Genomic DNA, 21,041 nt, shown 5'->3' on the forward strand with positions numbered 1-21,041 from the left:
AAAATTTGATGTACTGTGGAGCGACTGAATCTGTAAATTGCTCCTGTCTTGAACTTGGAGCTGACAGAATTTCCCAAAATTCTGTCAGCTCCATTAATATCAACTGTGGGCGATCGCCACTTATGCTCCACCTGGGGATGCAGTAGCAGATACGACATTCAGGTTAGCAACTAACCCATAGGTTGATATGTACTCTTCTAACTCTGCTAAATCAACACTGCCATTTTTATCGGAGTCAAGAGTATTAAAAAGATAATCAGTGATGTAACTTCTGACTTCTTCAGAGCTACGTTCGCCTGTTGTCATATCTTCGATTAGGCCTAACAGCTCCATAATCTCAGTTCGTTCTAGCGACTTACTTCCATCCGTATCCAATTGCAGGAACAGCTTTTTGATATCTGCTGTTGCCACTCTCGAAGAACGCAGTGTTTCTCTCAATATGTCATTGCCAAATGAATTCATGAACAATATCTGTTCGATGAGTGGTATGCAGAAGAACCCCAGCGCTGCCCAAAAAATTGCATATTTTACGGCTTCGGGATTTGCAGTTGCACTAACTCCGATGAAAAGAGCTGCCCAAAGGAAAAAGTTTGGATTCACAAGCAGGATATAAGCATCCCGAGCTTCTGCCTTACTTAGCTTGCCCTTTGTCACTATTGAGGTTAATGTAGCTACTACGCGCATCGAGACAAATACCAAAGTTGCAATTGCCAATTGTTGCAGACAAGCTAGCGATCGCGCTGTATCCGTTGAGGAAAATATATCGCTGAGAAATGTTGCCGGAGTAAACTGAAACCCGGTTGCCAAAGCCATGAATGCGACAGCAAGCACACCGATAAATTTCCAGTTTTTACTGTGGTGGTTTGATTCCACCGGGGATTTGTCGCGCCAAAACTGAGCGATCGCACCCGGTATTGCCAGACCTAGAATTAGAATGACACCGAAAAAGATCAGGCTGTCAACGTTAATCGGTAAATTGGCAACCTTCAATGTAGCCAGAAGCGCCAGTGGAGCAACGATTGATAGGGTTCTTGACAATAGAGCCGACGGATAAAGATTGCCGCCCCAAAGCACGGATAAAACTGGGGAAGTCAGGGCTGGTGGAACCATCCAAAACAGCACCCACAAAACTTTATACAAATCAGCTTCGGTCTGATACAAAAGTCCAGAAAATATTAAAAATAGCCCAACTACCCATCGCACTGCCATCCACCCGTAAACTAGATACTTCACAGTTGAAGTTACTTTGCGTTTACTCGCGGCAAAGTCGATGTCCAGGTATGTATAAAACGTTGAAGCGGCAAGACACACAACGACGATCGCTCGAAATAGGGCTGACGGAATCCCTCCTGCTGCGCCGCTGATTGCCCCTACCAAGCTTCCCAGCAAAAAGGCGGCGGCATAGATCAAAATCGCCCACATAATTGAAAGATCGTTGATCTCTTTACGCAGGGAAGCAGCACCGCCGGATTCCTTGTCCCGAAACTTGACGAGATCCACACCGCTGAGAGCTTTACCGTTGGGGAGTTTCAGGTGTTTATAAGCAGTAGGCGGCAGACCGCTTAAATAAAGTGCTAGAGGCTCCAATACATATTGGTGGCACACTACTAGAACTGTTTCTCCGCGTTCCAAGTGCGGTACTATTTTGTCTTCGTAGAAACGGGCAGCGCGAGAATAAACTTGGGCAATCTTTTCGCCAGCCGGGGGTGCTTCGTTATGTGAATGCAACATTTCCTCGAAGCCTTCATAGCCAAGAGCAAGACGCAGCAGATTTAGGTTGCGGCCCGCAAAAATGCCAAAGGATTTTTCGCTAATTCGATGGTCTATCTCAACCGGGGTATTTGGCGACTTTAGTGCTTGACTTTCAGCAAGGGCGATTTCACAGGTTTGCCGTGCGCGTCTCATGTGGGAGACATATACTGCGTCAAACTTTGTACCTTTTTTCTTCAAATCGACACCTGCACGGCGCGCCTGCAATCGGCCAAATGATGTCAGGTCAACATCCAGCACTCCTGCAAAAATGTTGCGTTCGTTACTGGTACTTTCACCGTGCCGAATAAAGTAGACACGTCCTAGCTCTTCTGCATTAAATTCTTTTGGTGAATCGGCAGAAATAGCTGTGGTTACATCCAGGGATTTACCTGTAACTTCGATCGATCCATTGTCGCTACTTTCTACCGAGTCATCTAAATCTCTAGTATTCATGATTTATTTTCACTAAGCCTTAAACAGGATTTAGATTGTCTAACGTTGAACTTTCAGACTTTAAGTCAGACCAGTTAACGACCAAAAGCACTCTATCACGAAACCACAGTTATAGACGGTGATCGGCATCATAATTTGCACGCTCGAAGACCGTGCTTTTTGTCCAGCAAAATTTCTGGTAAAATTACCCGAAGTAAAAAACATCCAAGTAGTCCACTTTCTCGCGGTTTAACAGAAAAGAGAGAGCTATGCTAAAGATTAAATGGGGTGCATCTCACTTTTGCGAATATGTATGTCAAAAAAGGGTTAAAATAAAAAAGCTAGTAAAATCGTAAAATAAAGATAAGGTAAAGAAAATGACACCCTCAGACCAACAACAGCTAAAAGCCCACTTAAAAGCGGCAGCAGAAATTCTTTACAGAAATACCGAGCCAACCGAGTTAAAAAGTTTTGAAAGTATAGAAAAGTCTGTCCGTCAGAAAATGTTAGAAGAAGTGGGTCCAGAACTAGGTAGCTTTTTTTTTCAGCAGTATCAGGAATTAAAACAGGAAAACCCCGAAAAATAAAATCAATAGTCGGCTCCCTCGATCTTACAGATAATCAGGCAAAATATTTTGGCTTGAAATCTTATAGTCAATTTAGTCCACTGATGGAAAAATGTTGTCTTTTAATCAGTGCAAACGAATCTTATCAAATGGCAGAAAAAGATTTGGAAAAATTTACGGGTATCAAAATCTCTCACAGTACATTACAAAGATTAGTCAAGAGACAAGACTTTGAATTGCCTACATCAAAACTCGGAGTCCAAGAAATTACATTGGATGGCGGAAAAGTCAGGCTACGCAACGAAACCAAGGGCGAGGGTGGTTACTGGAAAGACTATAAAGCCGTGTGTTTAGATAATGTTTATTCTGGAGCATTTTTTCAAAATAATCAAGATTTAATTGATTGGACTAATAGCCAAAAATTACTACACCCTATGTATTGCCTAGGAGATGGCCATGCCGGAATTTGGAACATATTTAAAGAAATTGGAGACAATGAACAAAGACAAGAAATCTTAGATTGGTATCATCTGAAAGAAAATCTCTACAAGGTAGGGGGTTCAATAAAACGATTAAAATCAGCAGAAACTATGTTGTGGCAAGGCCAAGTTGATGAAGTTATAAATTTATTTAAAAACTTTAAAGGTCAAGCATTTAAAACGTTTTGCAATTATTTAGAGACCCATCGGTGCCGAATAGTCAATTACCAATACTACAAAGAAGAATCCATAAGTTCGATAGGTTCGGGAACAGTTGAATCAACAATTAAACGCATTGGATTAAGGGTAAAAATATCTGGGACCGGGTGGAATATTGAGAACGTTTCCTCTATCCTTGCTCTTCGCTGTGCCTATCTCAACGGTCAACTTTCAATTTGATGTATTTGCCAAAGTGAGATGCACCCGATTAAATGTAGTCGGGTTGATATCAAAGTTTTTCATGATTACAATAGTGCGGGCTGTTTTGAATTCCTAGTCTGAAACCCGTAATTTTCAGTTGAGCGATCGTCGTGCGAGCGTTAGCGCCACCCTACTAATGTTCGCCCTGCAACCCTTCTTCTACAGTAAATTATCAAAAACTGTCGGAAGTGTTGTGATTAGCGATTTCCTGAAAGCCCATCCCCGCGTGCGACTGAATACTATATTTTTTCTCGTCCTCACCAAACTTAAATTTGATAGAAAGCTTGTAAAAATTCGTCAAAAAAAACTGTTTGTTCTCGAAGTATTACGCAGATTTTTTAGGGTTTAAAACAGCAAAACCGGACTAAATCGCGACAAATCCTAGGACTCATAAACAAGATTTAGTTTCTATTGTGACTTTAAAGTTTGAGTGAGACATTTAACTCAGAGCGGTTAACGACAAAAAACACTCTGCTGCGAAAGAACTTTCTTTGACCGTGCTGATTATAGTCTGACTTTAACCCTCGGAGTGTAGCAATACTAACTAATTGATGCAGGAGCGATCGCACAACTGACAACATGAACAACACCCAAATCTTCAAAGGCTCTGAGACAAAATTTTAGATAAAAAAAGCCCAGCTCGCTCTTTCCCTCGCAAACCAAAAGATTCTTGAGATGGACAGCAGCTTAAGAGCGAGTTTAGGGGATCGATCGCCCATCTAAGCAATAACTTTTGTGAAAAACCCGCCCGACACTTCGATAAATATCAATTTTGCACCTGCATGAGAGCCAAAAAGATTATGCTAGAATCCATCAATACGTAGTCGTAGGTTGGGCACAGGCCGAGAAGAGCAATCTTCTTGCAGTCTAGGGGAGGTTGTAGGTCAGCCACCATTTGGGTCTTCCCAGTTGAAAGCCATCCTGCAACGGCAGCCTAGAATCTGCAACCGCTTTTCCACCAGTGCGGCAGAGCGGTTGGGAGTGTCACGCTAGAATAAGCAGTACGAGTAGGGACACGGCAATGCCCTGTCCCTACGAGAACACAAACGCTCGTTGTGCGAGCGTGACCTCGAAACGGGCACATAGCAGCAGGTGATGGGAATAAATCATGTTTGAACGCTTCACAGAAAAAGCAATAAAAGTAATCATGTTGGCCCAGGAAGAAGCTCGCCGCCTGGGTCACAACTTCGTAGGGACAGAACAGATCCTCCTGGGTCTGATCGGTGAAGGAACCGGGGTGGCAGCTAAAGTCCTCAAATCAATGGGGGTCAATCTCAAAGACGCTCGGATTGAGGTCGAAAAAATCATCGGCCGCGGTTCCGGCTTCGTAGCAGTCGAAATTCCGTTCACTCCCCGCGCCAAGCGGGTTCTAGAACTATCCCTAGAAGAAGCTCGCCAACTCGGACACAATTATATAGGTACCGAACACCTGCTGCTGGGCTTGATCCGCGAAGGTGAAGGAGTAGCGGCCAGAGTCTTAGAAAACCTGGGAGTAGACTTGTCGAAAGTCCGCACCCAAGTCATTCGGATGCTGGGAGAAACCGCAGAAGTCGCAGCCACTGGCGGAGGTGCCCGCACCAAAACCCCAACCCTCGATGAATTCGGTGCCAACCTCACTCAAATGGCGGTCGATGGCAAACTAGACCCAGTAGTCGGACGCCAAAAAGAAATCGAACGGGTAATTCAAATCCTCGGTCGGCGCACCAAAAATAACCCGGTGCTCATCGGCGAACCCGGAGTTGGTAAAACCGCGATCGCCGAAGGCCTGGCCCAGCGCATCGCTAACAACGATATCCCAGACATCCTCGAAGACAAGCGCGTCGTCACTCTCGACATCGGCCTGCTCGTCGCCGGTACCAAATACCGGGGCGAGTTTGAAGAACGCCTCAAAAAAATCATGGACGAAATCCGCACAGCGGGTAACGTGATTTTGGTGATTGACGAAGTGCACACTTTGATCGGTGCAGGTGCGGCTGAAGGCGCGATCGACGCAGCGAACATCCTCAAGCCAGCCTTGGCAAGAGGCGAACTCCAATGTATCGGCGCTACGACCCTCGACGAGTACCGCAAGCACATCGAGCGCGATGCAGCCTTAGAGCGGCGCTTCCAGCCCGTCATGGTCGGCGAACCGACCGTTGACGAGACGATCGAGATTCTCTTCGGTCTGCGGGAACGCTACGAACAGCACCACAAGCTGAAAATTTTGGACACGGCCCTCGAAGCCGCAGCCAAACTCTCACATCGTTACATCTCCGATCGCTTCCTCCCAGACAAAGCAATTGACTTGGTAGACGAAGCAGGTTCCAGAGTCCGCCTGATCAACTCCCAACTGCCCCCGGCAGCCAAAGAACTTGACAAAGAACTGCGCCAAGTCCTCAAAGATAAAGACGAAGCGGTGCGTTCTCAAGACTTTGACAAAGCCGGCGAATTGCGCGATCGAGAAATGACCATCAAAGCCGAAATTCGCGCAATTTCTCAAGCCAAAAAAACCGACTCGGCCCGCACCGGCGAAACAGACCCATCGCCAGTAGTCACCGAAGAAGACATCGCTCAAATCGTGGCAAGCTGGACGGGCGTCCCGGTCAACAAACTGACCGAATCCGAATCCGAAAAGCTGATGCACATGGAAGATACCTTGCACCAGCGCTTGATCGGTCAGGAAGAAGCAGTGAAAGCCGTTTCCCGCGCCATCCGCCGCGCTCGCGTCGGCTTGAAAAATCCCAATCGCCCGATCGCCAGTTTCATCTTCTCCGGGCCCACCGGCGTCGGCAAAACCGAACTCACCAAAGCCCTAGCCGGCTACTTCTTCGGTTCAGAAGACGCGATGATTCGGCTGGATATGTCGGAGTACATGGAACGGCACACCGTCTCCAAACTCATCGGTTCTCCTCCAGGCTACGTCGGCTACAACGAAGGCGGCCAACTCACAGAAGCAGTCCGCCGCCGTCCTTACACCGTCGTGCTGTTCGACGAAATCGAAAAAGCCCACCCCGATGTCTTCAATATGCTCCTGCAAATATTGGAAGACGGCCGCTTAACAGATGCCAAAGGTCGCACCGTGGACTTCAAAAACACGCTGCTGATTATGACCTCAAACATCGGTTCTAAGGTGATTGAAAAAGGCGGCGGCGGCCTCGGCTTCGAGTTCACTGAAAACCAAACCGATGCCAATTACAACCGCATTCGCTCCTTGGTTAACGAAGAACTCAAAAACTACTTCCGCCCGGAATTCCTCAACAGGCTCGACGAAATTATCGTCTTCCGCCAGTTGAACCGGGAAGAAGTCAAGGAAATCGCCGTCATTATGCTCAAAGAAGTGTTCGGCCGCTTGACAGAACAGGGAATCACCCTGGAAGTGACCGAAAAATTCAAAGAACGGCTGGTAGAAGAAGGCTACAACCCCAGCTACGGAGCCAGACCCCTGCGCCGCGCCATCATGCGGTTATTGGAAGACAGTTTGGCTGAGGAAATCCTTTCTGGCCGCATCAAAGACGGCGACACCGCTGTTGTGGATGTGGGCGAGGACGGAATTGTTAAGGTGCTGCAAGGTCAAAAGCGGGAATTGCTGCCCCAAGGCGCTGAGTAAGATTGAGTAAGTGCGATCGCAAGTAAAGTTTGGAAATAACCAATCTCGCAGTCGCAAACAACTCAAAATCCTCACATAAAAAAGGTAGAGAATTTAAATTCTCTGCCTTTTTTATGAGTTAATATCAAGAGGAGACTTATTGCATAAATCTTTGATTTATAGGGAAACCGCAGGTGCAACGCAGATGCCTTTCAAGATAGTTTGCAAAGGCATACTCTTCAAGTCTAGTAATTAACAGCGACATACTTCAACGGTAAGCTGTACTGCATTTAAATTGTATATTTTGGGCGGGTTCGCGTTCCCAGCCCACTCATAGTTTGATTATTTCTTGAGATGCAATTTAAATGCTGATGAGCTTAATCAGATAATTAGTGGCAACTATATAGCGAGGACTTTCATGACATCTGAAAAAAATAATTTGGGTACAAAAGTAGCAGAAAATCCGCCGGAAACCTGGTGGCAGAAAGCGTGGAAGTCGCAGCGAGAAAATCTTCAGATAGTGATTATTGCTTTGAGTTTAGCAATAGTGATTCGAGCGTTGGTCGCCGAACCGCGCTACATACCCTCAGATTCTATGGTACCAACTCTGCACGTGGGCGATCGCGTCGTAGTCGAAAAAATCTCCTACTACCTCGAACCTCCAAAAACTGGCGACATCGTAGTATTTGCCCCTCCCGAAAAGTTGCAAGAACAAGGCTTTACCCAAGACCAAGCATTCATCAAGCGGATAATTGGCTTGCCGGGTCAAACCGTCGCTGTTAAAAAAGGTTTAGTTTATCTCAACGACAAACCCATCGTTGAAAAATATATTGCCGAACCTCCTAAATACCAGTGGGGGCCTTATCGCGTCCCAGAAAATGAATACTTTGTGATGGGAGACAACCGCAACAACAGCAACGACTCCAGCAGGTGGGGATTTTTACCCAAGCAAAATATCATCGGCCGCGCTGTACTGCGGTTTTGGCCTCTAGAACGCATCGGGGAAGTTTGAAGTCAGTTGACTGTTGACAGTTGACTGTTGACAGTTGACTGTTGTCATCGCAAGCCCGATGCCCGATGCCCGATGCCTCTGCTGTACGGAAATTTCTACTTATTCTTGTACCTTGAGGGGTAGGGACTTCCTCCGGCAACTGATAAAATAGTACAAAAAGCAGTGGGATTTCTCGCCTCGATCAAAATTAGTAGAATATTAAAAAATTAGGAAAGCTATGGGATTTTTTGATTCAGAAATTGTTCAGCAAGAAGCCAAGCTGTTGTTTGAAGACTATCAATCTCTTATCAAACTAGGTGGCAATTACGGCAAATTCGATCGCGAAGGCAAGAAAATGTTCATCGCTCAGATGGAAGCAATGATGGAGCGCTACCGTATTTTTATGAAGCGCTTCGAGCTGTCTGAGGACTTCATGGCTCAGATGACTGTAGAGCAGTTAAAAACACAGCTCAATCAATTTGGCATCACGCCCCAGCAGATGTTTGAGCAAATGAACTCAACGCTGGAGCGGATGAAATCTGAGCTGGAAAAACAATCCTAGTGAGCAGAAGGAAGAAGGAAGAAGGAAGAAGGAAGAAGGAAGAAGGAAGAAGGAAGAAGGAAGATGAAACAAGTAAGGGTAATTTTCAACAACTACTGCCTACTACCTACTGCCTACTGACTGAATAGTTAAGGCCGCTCAAAAGATGAAGCAGGTTTGAAACTTTCTGCGGGAACGCCTTCCAAAGCTTGGCTCATAAAATCGCGCCAAACAGGGGCGACAATAGTACCGCCAGTAGCACCGTAGCTCATCGGTCTATAATTGTCGTTGCCCATCCAAACAGCCACCGACAACTGCGGCACGTAACCCACAAACCAGATATCCCGTTCTGAGGAAGTTGTACCAGTTTTCCCAGCAGCCGGTCGCCCAAGTTGAGCCGCCCTTGCCGTTCCGTTGTTAATTACCCCTTGCAGAGCGCTGTTGACAGATGCCGCCGCCCAGGAATTGAGAACTAATTTGGGTTTGGGCGTATTGTCGAGCAAGACATTGCCGCTGCTGTCAGTGACTTGCACGATAAACGTGGTGTCAGAATGCCAGCCGTTGTTGGCGAAGGTAGCAAAAGCTCCGGCCATTTCTAAAGGAGTTAGGTCAACGGCACCCAAGGGCAAAGAAATCACCGGTTCCATCGGACTTCTGATGCCGAGCACCCGGCAAATCTCAATCACTTTATTCAATCCGACTTCTTGGCCAAGCTTGACGGCGGGAATGTTGAGAGATACTTCCAAAGCTCTGCGGATGCTGACGGCACCGGAGAACCCGCCGCCGTAGTTTTGAGGGTAGTAGTACCCGTCGCCGTCGCGGTAGCCGACAGGGGAGTCGTAGACAACTGAATCGGGGCTGTATTTGCCGCTAGCAAAGGCAGCGTAGTAGATAAAAGGCTTAAAAGAAGATCCGGGCTGGCGGCGTGCTTGAATGGCGCGGTTGAACTGACTCTTTTCGTAATCGACACCGCCCACCATTGCTTTGACGAAGTGGGTGCGGGGATCGACGGCGGCTAGGGCAATTTGACCTTCCTCGCGATCGTAAAACAGCCCTTGGTAGTAAAGCCGATTGTGCCACGCTTTGACGGTCTCTTCGGCTATGCGCTGCATTTTGAGGTCGATCGTGGTTTGAACGCGCATTCCTCCCTTAACCACGGCATCTCGCCCGAAACGCCGAGTCAGTTCCTGGACTACGGCTTGTGTTACGTAAGGAACTTGAGAGCCGCCAAAAGAGGTAATTTTGCCTAGCTTAATTTTTTCCTGGCGGGCAGCAGTCTCTTGGGCCGGCGTAATCCATTTAAGATCCTTCATGCGGCTTAAAACGATTATTTGCCGCTCTTTTGCCAACTTGTAATTGACGAAAGGACTGTATTCTTCGGGGGCAGAAATTAAGCCTGCCAGCATCGCTGCTTCTGAAAGAGTCAAATTACTTGCTGACTTGTTGAAATAGCTTCGAGAGGCTGTCTCTACGCCGTACAAGTTGTGACCTAAGTAGATTTGATTCAGGTATAGTTGCAGAATTTGGTCTTTGTTGAGAATTTGCTCCAAGCGGATAGACATTACCGCTTCAGCTACCTTGCGACTAAATTTTGACTGGGGAGAAAGAAACAGGTTCTTGACTAGCTGCATAGTCATAGTCGAGCCGCCTTCAACGGTTCTACCTTTCTCTAGGTTGACTATGAGAGCTCGGGCTATCCCGCCGGGGTTGATGCCTTTGTGGGTAAAGAAGTTGCTATCTTCGATCGCCAGAACAGCTCGTTTCAGGTTCGGGGAGATTTGGTCAAGGGGTACGACATCCCGGTTGGCTTCGTCGTGGATGCTGGCTAGGGGCTTGCCGTTGATGTCGTAAATGTGGGTAGTTTCTGTAGGAGAGTAGGTTTGCAAGATCCGAACATCTGGCAAATTGCGGAAGCTGATAGCTAAGCCAACCAGTCCGCCAGCGACTACGGAACTGGCAAGCATTGTCATGCTGAGTATGGTTCCGGCGGTCACTTTACTGACTGACTGAACAAACTCGAATACGGGGGCTGAGTTTTCCGTGTTTTTGCGGACTGCGTTGGTTGACACGTGGATTTCACTTCCTCACTCGATTTGGGGTTTAAGACTTTTAATTTTAGATGCGAACCCTAGTGACAGTCAGTCGATTTTAGATTTTAGATTTTAGATTTTAGATTTATTCCACAGATGAATCTGGGAGTTTGAACAAGAGTCTAAAATTTGGGGATCTCCACGACTGTTGTCGGGGGCTGGTATCCGTTTTTGGGCGGGGTCAGCTAATGAAAGACGGTCAGCTTTGGGATTATAGTAGCTTGATAGTTATGTTTTTATGCGTCAACCAGTGAGTGTAACTAATTCTGCTGCACTTTGGCAAAATATGATGGACGATCGCTCCCCGATGATAACTCCTAACCTTTCAGCGCTTTACCGCGGCGTCAGCCAGATTTTTCCAGATCGACCTGATTCTAGCAACCCTGACGAAAATTTAGCCCAACTGCTGGCAAAAGTCGATCGACCGTTGCGCGTCAAACTCGGAATTGACCCGACAGGGAGTGACATTCACTTAGGACACAGCATTTGTGTCCGCAAGCTGCGAGCTTTTCAGGATGCCGGTCACACAGCCGTACTGCTCATCGGAGATTTTACCGCAAGAATTGGCGATCCGACAGGGAAGTCGGAGATGCGCAGCCAGTTGACGGCCGAACAAGTGGCGGAAAATGCCAAGACTTATTTAGACCAAGTGCGTCCGATTCTAGATTTTGACACGCCCGGGCGTTTGGAAATTCGCTACAACTCCGAGTGGTTGTCGAAATTGGACTTGGCGAAGATTTTGGAACTGCTGGGGACGATGACGGTGCAGCAGATGCTCGCTAAAGAGGGATTTGATAATCGGATGCAGCAGGAAAATGCAATTTATCTGCATGAGTTTCTGTATCCACTAATGCAGGGTTACGATTCGGTGGCTTTGGAAGCGGATGTGGAGTTGGGGGGAACCGACCAAAAGTTTAATATTGCGGTGGGGAGAGATTTGCAGCGACATTTTGGGATGAAACCGCAGTTTGGTTTGCTGATGCCGATTTTGATCGGGACTGACGGGGTGCAGAAGATGTCGAAGTCTTTGAACAATTATGTGGGTTTGTCGGAAGACCCGCTGACGATGTATTCTAAGTTGGAGAAAATTGCTGATAGTTCGATCGCCCAATATTTTGAACTATTGACAGATTTGCCACTTGATGAATTGCCAGAAAATCCGCGAGAAAAACAGAAACTTTTGGCTGTGGATGTGGTGCGCCAGTATCGGGGGAAGGAAGCGGCCGATCGCGCACAACAAGATGCAATTGCGCTGGTTAAAGGTGCTGCGGGACAAGCTGATGCTGTGGCGGAGTTTTCTTTGGCAAACGTCCAGTTTCCGGCTAAGTTGTTTTATATTCTGAGTGCTAGCGGGCTTTGTAAAAGTAGCGGTGATGCGCGGAAATTGATGCAGGGCGGTGGGGTGAAGTTGGAGGGCGATCGGGTTTCTGATGTTAATATTACTTTTGAATCACCTGCTGATTTAGGCGGTAAGGTTTTGCAGGTTGGGAAGAATAAGTTTGTGCGATTGGTGTCTTGAATCTTTTTTTTAACCGCAGATGAATACTGAAGATGTACGCTAATGAACGCTGATAATCGAATTATTGTTGCTTTGGATGTTTCGAGTCAAGAAGAGGCGATCGCACTCCTCGACAAACTGCCTGATGTATCTTTCTGGAAAGTCGGTTTGGAACTGTTTGTGAGTTCCGGGCCGGGGATTTTGGAAATTTTAAAACAACGGGAAAAGCGGATTTTTCTCGATTTGAAGTTTCACGATATCCCGAATACTGTGGCTGGTGCTTGTCGGGCTGTGGCTAAGTACAATGTGGATTTGTTGACTATCCATTCTACTTGTGGTAAAGATGCTTTGAAAGCGGCACAGTTGGCTTTGACTGAAGGGGCGGCGGCTGTGGATAAACCGAGTCCTAAGTTGATTGCAATTACTCTGTTGACGAGTTTGAATTCGCGACAGTTGGCTTTTGAGTTGAAAATACCTTTGGAGTTGCCGGAATATGCTTTGCACATGGCATTGTTGGCTAAGGAAACGGGTTTAGCTGGTGCTGTTTGTTCTCCGCAAGAAGTGGAACAGTTAAGAATGAGTTGCGGGGATGATTTTGTGTTAGTTTGTCCCGGTGTGCGTCCGAAATGGGCCGATGGGGGCGATCAAAGGCGATCGATGACTCCGAAGGCTGCTTTGAAAGCTGGTGCGGATTATCTGGTGATTGGGCGGCCGATTACTGCTTCGGACGATCCGGTGGCGGCTTTTGGGCGTATTTGTGAAGAGTTGGAGTAACAATAGGAATGTTGTTTTTTACCGCCGATAAACGCCGATGAACGCCGATGGAATTTTATCTGCGTTCATCTGTGTTTATCTGCTGATATCTGCGGTTGCAACTCCGACTGTGGCAGTTAATTTTGTGACAAATCATACTAACAGTATCAATGCAAGTCGGTATGATTTGTTAGTGCGATCGCCCTGTCCTGCTGATTTAGAAACTTTGGTCGATCGCCTGTTGCAAGATTTGCCGAGTTATGCTAATCGCGTAATTGTGCGATCGCACTTTTCTCCTAACACTAACACACGGTCCGGTTACGCGCTGCCTCAAATAATTTTAGCCGGTCGCCCGGAGTTTGAACCGTTACCTTTAAATTCTGGGGATGCACTTCCTGAAAATGCCAGTCAAGTTTTCATTACGACTTTGGAACGGCAGTATCGCGAGGGAAAACGAGTCGAAATTCAGCAATATCATTGGTTATTTTTCACTAAAACGGAGAACGGATGGGAGTTGGCAAAAATTGTTTCTCGGTTTGATACTGCGGCTGATATTCGTCCTTTATTAAGTCAAGATAGTGAAAGCGAAATTGCTGAGGCAATTCGTTTGTGGCTGCGCGATTGTCAGGCAAAAAATAAGTTGTCCCGCAACTAAATTGTATTTTTGGGCGGGCGAGACGCCCACCCCACAAGAAATAATTGCGATCGTGGAACAGGCATCTTGCCTGTTCAAAACAAAGGTGTAAGAAAATTTAGTCTTTGTGTGTGGAACAGGCATCTTGCCTGTTCAGAACAAAGGTGTAAGAAAATTCACGAATTTTAGGTTGAGTGGGGGCTAGTTTTTGTAGATTGTGGGTGGGAATTGGAGATTTTTGGTGAACACGCCCTACAAATCAACCACAAAAATTCATTACAATGGCTATTTTAATTCATCCAATTTAGCCTTGATAGCCTGCATATCTTGCCACATAAACCATTTCGGAGTCTCCGGCTCGCGGGAGGGATTTCGCAGCAAGTATGATGGGTGAAAAATTGGCATACACAAACGATTTTCCCATTCAATCCATTTACCTCTAATTTTACTAATGGGTCGCTTGTCGCTTAGCAAACCTTTCAGGGCTGTTGCACCGGTTAATAAAATAATTTTTGGGTCTAAGATGCGAATTTGTTCGAGCAAATAAGGTTTGCAAGCTTCGATTTCTTTTGCTGTCGGAGGGCGGTTGTTGGGAGGGCGACATTTGATGACGTTGGCAATGAATACGTCGGTTTCTGCACTCAATCCCACGGATTCTAAAATCTTATCTAACAGTTGGCCCGATCGCCCGACGAAGGGCAATCCGGTTTCGTCTTCGTTTTGTCCGGGCGCTTCTCCCACAATCAAAATTGAGGCTTGAGGATTGCCGCGCCCGATGACAGCGTGAGTGCGCGTATTGCCTAATTCGCAGCGGTGACAGCGGTTGCAGTGCTCGCCGATTTGTTCCATATTTTGATAAGTGCCGGGAGGAATGGGAATTTTGGCATTTGCTGGTATTGAGTCAGTTTGGAAAGTGGCACTTTGATTGTTGTCAAAAAGGCTCAGTTGCAAGTCACTGGACATAAATTTTACAATTAGGGAGATTTTTTTGAGTCTAGAGTTTATAGTTTAGATCGGGTTTGGTGATTTGAGATTGGCTAGAAGCTTGTATGCGATGCTGTCGATCCCACAATCTCAAATTAATACTCGCAAGTCTCACATTATTTCGTTGAGCTCGTACAGGCAAAAATATGTTCTCTAACCCGTTTTTTGACGACCGCGCCGATGCAGGCGAAAAACTGGCCGAGGCAGTTCTGGACGAGCTCGGTAAGTTGAATTTAACGGCACAGGAGGCTGTTAAACCGATTGTTTACGCCTTGCCGCGCGGAGGTTTGCCAGTTGCTGTGCCGATTGCGCGCCGCTTGGGCTGTCCTTTGGATGTGGTTGTCGCCAAGAAAATTACTCGCTCAGATAATTTAGAATTGGCGATCGGGGCTGCAACTGCTGACGGCCACGTTCTCTGGCAAAAGCAAAAGCAGCATAATTTGCGCTTGCAAAAATTAGCATTGCCCGTGGCTCAAAATAATGCTCAATCTCTGCTGGCGGATTTATCTGCGGGACGCCCCAATGTCAGCGCGGCAGGGGCTTTGGCGATTGTGGTGGACGATGGCATTGCTACGGGGATGACGATGGCTGTGGCGGCGCTGGCTTTGCAGTCGCAGCAACCTGCGGCTTTGTGGATTTGTGCGCCTGTGGCCCCGGTAGAATTGATGGGATTTTTGGCCGAAATGGGCGATAAGTCGATTATTTTGGAAACCCCAGACCCTTTTTACAGTGTCAGTCGCTTTTACGGGCAATTTCCGCAGGTTGAGACGGCGGAGGCTTTAAAGTGTTTGCAGCAACAAACTGAGTGGCGCTCGTAGGTTAAGCTAGAAGGCTAAATCCAAAAGCTCGATCGCTAAAAAATGAGACCTTGGCAATATTGGTTGGACACTTTGATTCTGTCTACTCAGCACGATCCGCCTCGCTTTGTTGAGTTGGTGATGTTGACTTTGGCGATGATTTTGCTCGGGCTGTGGAGTGTAACATTGGAGTGGCAGTATTTAACGCTGTCTTTGAGTTATATAATTGGTTCGTCTTTTTCAATTCTGGTGCGGGAATCCATGGGCCCGCGGCCTCAATTTCAACTAACTCATCTGACAGCCTTGTTGTTATTAATAATCAGTTTTTATAGTTTTGCTGAACTGATTAGATAGTTAAGGCAGTTTTGATTTGTAGAGGCGAGTTTTACAATCTCATTGCGAAGGTCGTGAAGCAATTGCATAACTTATATAGCAATCCTCAGCCGGTTGTGAACTAGATGTTTTTTTGAACTAACCGCGAAGACGCGAAGGAAGAGAAGAGAAGATCGAGAGTTCACAAATCATGAGCCATCATCCTACATTCTCGTGGGATTGATGTAAAATTATGCGGTTGCCGGCGGGATCGAAGGCATAGATTTCTAAACCGTGAGAAGTTTTGATGATTTCTCCGGCGGGGGGATAACCTAAAGCCCAAATTCGGGCGATCGCAGTTTCGATATCGCTGACTTCCAAACACAAACTCATGCCTGTTTTGGCTCGATTTGTAAATTCCGATTTGTGGGAATCTTTGGGTTTGAATATGCCGAGTCTTAAGCCGGGGAGTTGAAATTCAGCATAAGTATTGGGAATATAAGGGTTCGGTTCTATGTCGAGAAATTTTGTGTAAAATTTCACGAGAACTTCTTTATCAAGGTCTGCTAAAGTCACTAGGGCGGCGCTGTATAGGAAACTCATATAAATTGGTAATGGAGAATTAGTAATCGGTAATTAGTAATATTATAACTTTCTATCTTTTTAAAATCCTCCAATTCGTCCGACTATTTGGATTTTACCTTGTCGAGATCCTTTGAGAATCACAGCTTCGCCGCTTTGCGGAACAATATCAGTAATCGCGGTAATATTTACTTGATGAGTTACCAGAATAATTGCGCCTTTAGTGTTGTGGTTGTCAAGAATCAACTTGCGGAGTGTGGCTGTTTGTCTGGCTTCTTTGCTGCTGTCGCTAAAGAACGAGTTCAGTGCTGGGAACGGTTCGACTTTGCCTAAATTTGTCAGTTTTGCTGTTTCCAAACACCGACACCACTGACTCGATAAAACTCTGGCAACTTTGATGTTGCGATTGCGAAATTCGGCTCCAATTTGCTTGGCTTGGGTTCTTCCTTGTGCTGATAAATTGCGCTGGGTGGAACAGTCGCCTAACTTAAAGTTAGCAGGATCTCCCGTACCTGGGGCGATCGCGTGTCGCATTGCTACCACCAGCCCAGTCTCGCCCCGCTGCAACAATTGCCACCCTGCTTGAGTTTGCGCGTTGGTTGCTGCGTCAGAACTTGCAGTTGCAGTAATTAAGCCGATCGACAATACTAAAGCTAGCAAACCGAAAAAGCCTTTCCAGTTGAGGTAAATCCGCGCCGCCATTGTTCAAGAAGTTAGAAATTATCTTATCATATTAAGATACAACAAATATTGCTCTATGGAACTCACCAATTTTATTGCTCTGTCTGTCATTGTTGCCCTCGTGCTGGGGATTGGGTTTGGAACAATGACTTGGGCTTATTTCGGCAAGGGCAGCATTTCTGTACTCTTTAAAGAACCCATTTTAACTTACCCAGAATTTCCAGATACCGACAGCGGTAGTAAAGCTTCCGTTTATTTTCAACAAGGAATTGAGGCTTATCAGTCGGGAAATTACCGCAAAGCTAAAGATAAATTTACCAGCGCTGTAGAACAAGTTTCAACCTTGGCAGAAGCGTACCACAATCGCGGCTTGGCTTTTGCGAATTTGCGATCGGATGACGAGGCTGTTGCCGATTTGCTCCGTGCCAGCGAATTATATCAACAGCAGGGGACTGGATTTGCGATCGACACGATCAAACAAAATCTTGCCGCCTTGAAGCAGCGCAAGTTAGAACGAGAAAAACAAAAAGCAGTAGCGACATAAATTATTAGTTTTAGCCCGTATAGCTCAACCTAAACCTGGAGTTGTGAGCGAAAAAACCCGGTTTCTTTAATGCCTTTCGGAGAAACCGGGTCTGTTTACACAAATTTTATTAAAGTTAAAAATCAAGATTTAACATTCTCCCGATGGACTAAATTTTTCTAGCATCTTCTATTTGGTCGATTTTAGAAATCATCATTTCTCGGCTAGATGCCACAACTCGATGATTAGTAATGGGCTCGTAAGCTTCCCATTCTTGAGTTAGTTCGCTGTCTTGCCACAAAAACCATTCCCGATAAATTTCGCCGTCATCAATGTCGCCGCACAATGGAAGCCAATCATCTCCTCCCAAGCTATCAAAATCTCCTCCTACTAAGTCAATCCAAGCTGCAAGGATACAAGATTCAATAGCATTATTGTTAACAGCAATGGTGTTATATTCAATAGAAGTTTCGGGAAAACAAAGTGTGGATTTCATAAGCTGTACCTGAATGTTATGTTATTAATTTATAAAAAATTACTCAACGGCAGTGAAAGCAGAATGCCGCTATCTCAACCTCCACAGTTCCCACCTGGAAACACCTTGACAACCAAAGCGCTCAAATGCTTCTGCTGTATGACTTGATAGCGCTTTGACTCAATTCGCGGCAGAGGCTAAATTGAGCCACTTTGCCAACTGGCATAGAAGAAAGCCCGATCGACCAAATGTTGCTAGTAAAGGATCTCGCGCCTTGAGGAGCGAAGACAGCGCGACTGCCAATTTTATACTGGGTAAGTGGGCGAGTTTCAGTACAGTTTTTGTGATAAAATTAGCAGCAACCGGACTTTCATACCGACAGCCCGGTTTGGTCAAAAGCTTTCCAACGGTGGTGCGATCGCCAGTTTTGATTTATTGTTAATTTTGCGAAGTCCCGATCGACTGTTAGGGAAAAAAAATTATGCAAGCAACCAACCAAGAAAGAATTATCGATCTGACAATCCACTATACAAACGGCAAACAGCAACACTTCCAGTTCAGTGCGCCAGAGGGAACAGTAGGAGAGCAAGCAACTTTAGGCACTCGCCTGCACAAAATGTTGACGGCAGACCCGATAATTCTCGAATTGGCAGATAAACTCGTAGTTATCCCAGTTCACAACATACAAAGTATTGAAATATCGCCGGTTCCTCCCAAATTGCCAGAGGGTGTCATTTCCCCCATGCGAGAAATCAAGAAATAGCTAAGGTGTTCTGCATCTAAATTCAACTGAAAAGGCGGGCAAGATGCCCACTCCACGCCAGCTTTTAATAAACATAAATGTCCCAATTAAAGGCGCGAAAACTTATTACAGCTAACAGATTAAAATTACCCAAAAACTTGTCGCTCGCAGGGACGGTATATGTCGCGTGAGTGAGGGGAATAATTGCAGATTTCGCAGACTTTGACTTATTACCAGAAAAAATGCTAGAACTCCACTGTCACACTACTTATTCCGACGGCACTCTCACCCCTGCGGAACTCGTAGCCGCCGCCGCGTCTTCGGGGGTTCGCGCTTTGGCCGTCACCGATCACGATACAATGTCGGGTTGGGATGAAGCCTTCGCCGCGGCTGCTTTGTACGGTATAGAAATAGTCCCCGGACTCGAACTCAGCACCGTTCACAACGGCAGATCTCTGCACATTTTAGGTTTTTATCCCGATGCAAATAAGTTGCGAGTTCCTTTGAACGAGCGCCTGGAAGGAAGGTTTCGCCGATCGCAGGAAATGGTCGAAAAATTAGCAGCAATGGGATACGCGATCGAACTGCCAAAAACATCTCCAGGAATGGCACCGGGACGGCCTCACATTGCCTCTGCGCTGGTAAAAGCCGGTCACGCCAAATCATCGCGGGAAGCATTCGATCGCTGGCTGGGAGATGACGGCCCGGCCTACGTGCATTACGAGAAATTCTCGATCGCCGAAGGCATCGATTTACTGAAGAGTTGCGGTGCAGTACCAGTTTGGGCTCACCCTTATTTATTTCGCGGCGGCGCTGTTGAGGAAGTCTTAAAAGAATTAGTAGATGCTGGTTTAATGGGAATTGAAGTATACCATCCCAGCCACAGTTCTAGCCAAATCCAAAAGTTGAAAGATTTGTGTCTTCATTACGGTTTGCTGGCAACTGGGGGCAGCGATTATCACGGCCCAGATCCTGAAAGGAAAGCAGCAGATAGCACTCAATTGAATATGCTGCATTTGCCGTTAGAATTACTGGAACCGATTAAAGTTGCTGCGGCGAGTTTGAAATAGTTGTTTATGACCCATTTTGCGGATGTATACAGTTGTCAAAAAAAAATCCTTGGCTTTTTGAGTGACGAGTTTGCCGGAAGTAAATCATCAGGAGAAGACCGAGGTCAAGCAGAATATAAATTAATATGAAGTTAAAGGCAATTGCAGGCAAGTTGATTTTACAATGTTACTAAAGCAACTTGCCAAACGGAGCTTATTATGAGTGCAGAAGACAGAGCGAAGGCGATCGGCAAAAATTTAGAAGGCAAAGCTCAGGAAATTTTCGGCAACATCACGGGCAACAAAAAAGACCAGGTTGAAGGCAAAGCCAAACAAGCGGAAGCCTCCGCCCGCCACGCAGCAGAAGATGCTAAAGATGCTGTGAAAAATCTGACAGATAAAGCCAAAAGGTCGATCGACAAATTGTAAGCTGTCGGTTATCTAAACTCTATTTGTGGGGCGGGCGAGACGCCCACCCCACAATATTTTCATCAAAGTTGAATGTAAAATTTAGATTTAGATGCGTCTGCTGGGCCGATCAAATCCTGTGTCATCAATTGGGTTTGATATGATTGATTTTGGGAACGTGAATAAACGGGTGAATCCTGCGAAATCTCTTCAAAAGCGCAATGGAGAAGTCCCTATGATAATTAATTTTACAACTGAAACTGTCATAGACTCAGATATATCAATGTGTTAAAAAGTTTTCCTCTTTTTAGGTATCAGAAAATTAGAGGTACAATATTATGACACTCATAGTTACACAGAAACACATAAATTTAAAAAAGCGGTATCGCAAACAGGGTTTTGTAGAAGTAATTCGGTCGATCGCAATTACTTGTTGTGCGATCGCTCTAGCATCATGTAGAAATGCGCCTTCCGCGTTAGTCTCCGAACCGCAACCGGGAAAAAGTGGACGAACATTTGCTGATTGGTGTCTCGCGCGAGCAAATTGGATTCCTGAAGCTAAACATAATGTTGAGGTGCTGTTGCAGAAAGCAGGAACTACAGAGTGCGATGATCGCACTTAAAGATTGGAGTTGCGATCGCAAAACACAACTGACAAATACACCTAAACTCTGCTTAAAAACCAGTATCTAGGGCTTGCTGAAAAAGTAAGAAAACAGCATTTAGAAAGATGAATGAACTCGCAAGTCCCTTGATAATATAAGCTT

At 46.0% G+C, this 21,041-nt stretch carries 22 protein-coding genes; 16 read left to right on the top strand and 6 right to left on the bottom strand.

The window, feature by feature from the left end:
* Positions 1 to 120 precede the first annotated feature (120 nt).
* Positions 121 to 2,205: a histidine phosphatase family protein gene (locus tag QUA20_RS21880; protein WP_333191120.1), complete on the bottom strand. Its 2,085-nt coding sequence runs from the start codon at positions 2,203 to 2,205 to the stop codon at positions 121 to 123.
* A 356-nt stretch (positions 2,206 to 2,561) separates the two neighbouring features.
* Between QUA20_RS21880 and QUA20_RS21885 the strand changes: the two genes are divergently transcribed.
* The 5 genes from QUA20_RS21885 (at position 2,562) to QUA20_RS21905 (ending at position 8,895) form a co-directional block, all read left to right on the top strand.
* A protein-coding gene (locus QUA20_RS21885) for an ISKra4 family transposase (RefSeq protein WP_333191121.1) occupies positions 2,562 to 3,628 on the top strand; the annotation gives its coding sequence in 2 pieces (ribosomal slippage) (positions 2,562 to 2,730 and positions 2,730 to 3,628; 1,068 coding nt in all).
* Positions 3,629 to 4,757: 1,129 nt separating this feature from the next.
* On the top strand, positions 4,758 to 7,235 hold the full coding sequence (locus QUA20_RS21890) for an ATP-dependent Clp protease ATP-binding subunit (RefSeq protein ID WP_333191122.1): 2,478 nt from the start codon (positions 4,758 to 4,760) through the stop codon (positions 7,233 to 7,235).
* A gap of 397 nt (positions 7,236 to 7,632) precedes the next feature.
* A complete protein-coding gene (gene lepB, locus QUA20_RS21895; RefSeq protein ID WP_333191123.1) occupies positions 7,633 to 8,226 on the top strand; it encodes a signal peptidase I in 594 nt (197 codons plus the stop codon).
* 217 nt (positions 8,227 to 8,443) lie between these two features.
* A complete protein-coding gene (locus QUA20_RS21900) occupies positions 8,444 to 8,767 on the top strand; it encodes a DUF1825 family protein (RefSeq protein ID WP_333191124.1) in 324 nt (107 codons plus the stop codon).
* Complete coding sequence (locus tag QUA20_RS21905; protein ID WP_333191125.1) at positions 8,767 to 8,895, top strand: hypothetical protein; 129 nt, start codon at positions 8,767 to 8,769, stop codon at positions 8,893 to 8,895. Before QUA20_RS21900 ends, QUA20_RS21905 begins: the two co-directional genes overlap by 1 nt.
* On the opposite strand, the gene QUA20_RS21910 is transcribed toward QUA20_RS21905, so the two are convergent.
* Positions 8,896 to 10,815 carry a transglycosylase domain-containing protein gene (locus QUA20_RS21910; RefSeq protein WP_333191126.1) on the bottom strand — a complete coding sequence of 640 codons (1,920 nt, stop codon included), beginning with the start codon at positions 10,813 to 10,815 and terminating at the stop codon, positions 8,896 to 8,898.
* A 307-nt stretch (positions 10,816 to 11,122) separates the two neighbouring features.
* Between QUA20_RS21910 and tyrS the strand changes: the two genes are divergently transcribed.
* The 3 genes from tyrS to QUA20_RS21925 are packed head-to-tail and all read left to right on the top strand — an operon-like array spanning position 11,123 to position 13,742.
* Positions 11,123 to 12,355, top strand: a complete 1,233-nt coding sequence (gene tyrS / locus QUA20_RS21915; RefSeq protein WP_333191139.1) for a tyrosine--tRNA ligase — start codon at positions 11,123 to 11,125, stop codon at positions 12,353 to 12,355.
* A gap of 42 nt (positions 12,356 to 12,397) precedes the next feature.
* Complete coding sequence (gene pyrF, locus QUA20_RS21920) at positions 12,398 to 13,108, top strand: orotidine-5'-phosphate decarboxylase (RefSeq protein WP_333191127.1); 711 nt, start codon at positions 12,398 to 12,400, stop codon at positions 13,106 to 13,108.
* A 37-nt stretch (positions 13,109 to 13,145) separates the two neighbouring features.
* Positions 13,146 to 13,742: a hypothetical protein gene (locus tag QUA20_RS21925; protein ID WP_333191128.1), complete on the top strand. Its 597-nt coding sequence runs from the start codon at positions 13,146 to 13,148 to the stop codon at positions 13,740 to 13,742.
* A gap of 264 nt (positions 13,743 to 14,006) precedes the next feature.
* On the opposite strand, the gene QUA20_RS21930 is transcribed toward QUA20_RS21925, so the two are convergent.
* Positions 14,007 to 14,684: a uracil-DNA glycosylase gene (locus tag QUA20_RS21930; RefSeq protein WP_333191129.1), complete on the bottom strand. Its 678-nt coding sequence runs from the start codon at positions 14,682 to 14,684 to the stop codon at positions 14,007 to 14,009.
* A 167-nt stretch (positions 14,685 to 14,851) separates the two neighbouring features.
* On the opposite strand from QUA20_RS21930, the gene QUA20_RS21935 reads away from it, so the two are divergent.
* Together QUA20_RS21935 and QUA20_RS21940 are read left to right on the top strand one after the other, a co-directional pair.
* Positions 14,852 to 15,523, top strand: coding sequence for a phosphoribosyltransferase family protein (locus QUA20_RS21935; RefSeq protein ID WP_333191130.1), 672 nt, complete (start codon positions 14,852 to 14,854; stop codon positions 15,521 to 15,523).
* Positions 15,524 to 15,565: 42 nt separating this feature from the next.
* A complete protein-coding gene (locus QUA20_RS21940) occupies positions 15,566 to 15,856 on the top strand; it encodes a hypothetical protein (protein ID WP_172186965.1) in 291 nt (96 codons plus the stop codon).
* Positions 15,857 to 16,033: 177 nt separating this feature from the next.
* Here the strand turns inward: QUA20_RS21940 and QUA20_RS21945 are convergent, their stop codons facing one another.
* Both QUA20_RS21945 and QUA20_RS21950 read right to left on the bottom strand, forming a co-directional pair.
* The gene (locus QUA20_RS21945; protein ID WP_333191131.1) at positions 16,034 to 16,417 is read right to left on the bottom strand and encodes a VOC family protein; all 384 of its coding nucleotides are present in this window, start codon (positions 16,415 to 16,417) and stop codon (positions 16,034 to 16,036) included.
* A 60-nt stretch (positions 16,418 to 16,477) separates the two neighbouring features.
* Positions 16,478 to 17,098 carry a histidine phosphatase family protein gene (locus QUA20_RS21950; RefSeq protein ID WP_333191132.1) on the bottom strand — a complete coding sequence of 207 codons (621 nt, stop codon included), beginning with the start codon at positions 17,096 to 17,098 and terminating at the stop codon, positions 16,478 to 16,480.
* Between the two features lie 55 nt (positions 17,099 to 17,153).
* Here QUA20_RS21950 and QUA20_RS21955 point away from each other — a divergent pair, with 55 nt between their 5' ends.
* Positions 17,154 to 17,621 (top strand): hypothetical protein, encoded by a 468-nt coding sequence (locus tag QUA20_RS21955; protein WP_333191133.1) that lies wholly within the window; start codon positions 17,154 to 17,156, stop codon positions 17,619 to 17,621.
* 148 nt (positions 17,622 to 17,769) lie between these two features.
* Here QUA20_RS21955 and QUA20_RS21960 read toward each other — a convergent pair whose 3' ends face one another.
* The gene (locus tag QUA20_RS21960; RefSeq protein ID WP_333191134.1) at positions 17,770 to 18,096 is read right to left on the bottom strand and encodes a hypothetical protein; all 327 of its coding nucleotides are present in this window, start codon (positions 18,094 to 18,096) and stop codon (positions 17,770 to 17,772) included.
* Between the two features lie 154 nt (positions 18,097 to 18,250).
* On the opposite strand from QUA20_RS21960, the gene QUA20_RS21965 reads away from it, so the two are divergent.
* The 5 genes from QUA20_RS21965 (at position 18,251) to QUA20_RS21985 (ending at position 20,897) form a co-directional block, all read left to right on the top strand.
* Complete coding sequence (locus tag QUA20_RS21965; protein ID WP_333191135.1) at positions 18,251 to 18,517, top strand: hypothetical protein; 267 nt, start codon at positions 18,251 to 18,253, stop codon at positions 18,515 to 18,517.
* Positions 18,518 to 18,556: 39 nt separating this feature from the next.
* A complete protein-coding gene (locus tag QUA20_RS21970; protein ID WP_172186971.1) occupies positions 18,557 to 18,838 on the top strand; it encodes a hypothetical protein in 282 nt (93 codons plus the stop codon).
* Between the two features lie 221 nt (positions 18,839 to 19,059).
* Positions 19,060 to 19,887 (top strand): PHP domain-containing protein, encoded by an 828-nt coding sequence (locus QUA20_RS21975; RefSeq protein WP_333191136.1) that lies wholly within the window; start codon positions 19,060 to 19,062, stop codon positions 19,885 to 19,887.
* Between the two features lie 198 nt (positions 19,888 to 20,085).
* Positions 20,086 to 20,295, top strand: a complete 210-nt coding sequence (locus tag QUA20_RS21980; protein ID WP_172186973.1) for a CsbD family protein — start codon at positions 20,086 to 20,088, stop codon at positions 20,293 to 20,295.
* Positions 20,296 to 20,612: 317 nt separating this feature from the next.
* Positions 20,613 to 20,897, top strand: coding sequence for a hypothetical protein (locus tag QUA20_RS21985; RefSeq protein ID WP_333191137.1), 285 nt, complete (start codon positions 20,613 to 20,615; stop codon positions 20,895 to 20,897).
* The last annotated feature ends 144 nt before the right edge of the window (positions 20,898 to 21,041 follow it).

Source organism: Microcoleus sp. Pol7_A1, from assembly GCF_036701085.1.
Taxonomy (GTDB): Bacteria; Cyanobacteriota; Cyanobacteriia; order Cyanobacteriales; family Microcoleaceae; genus Microcoleus; species Microcoleus asticus.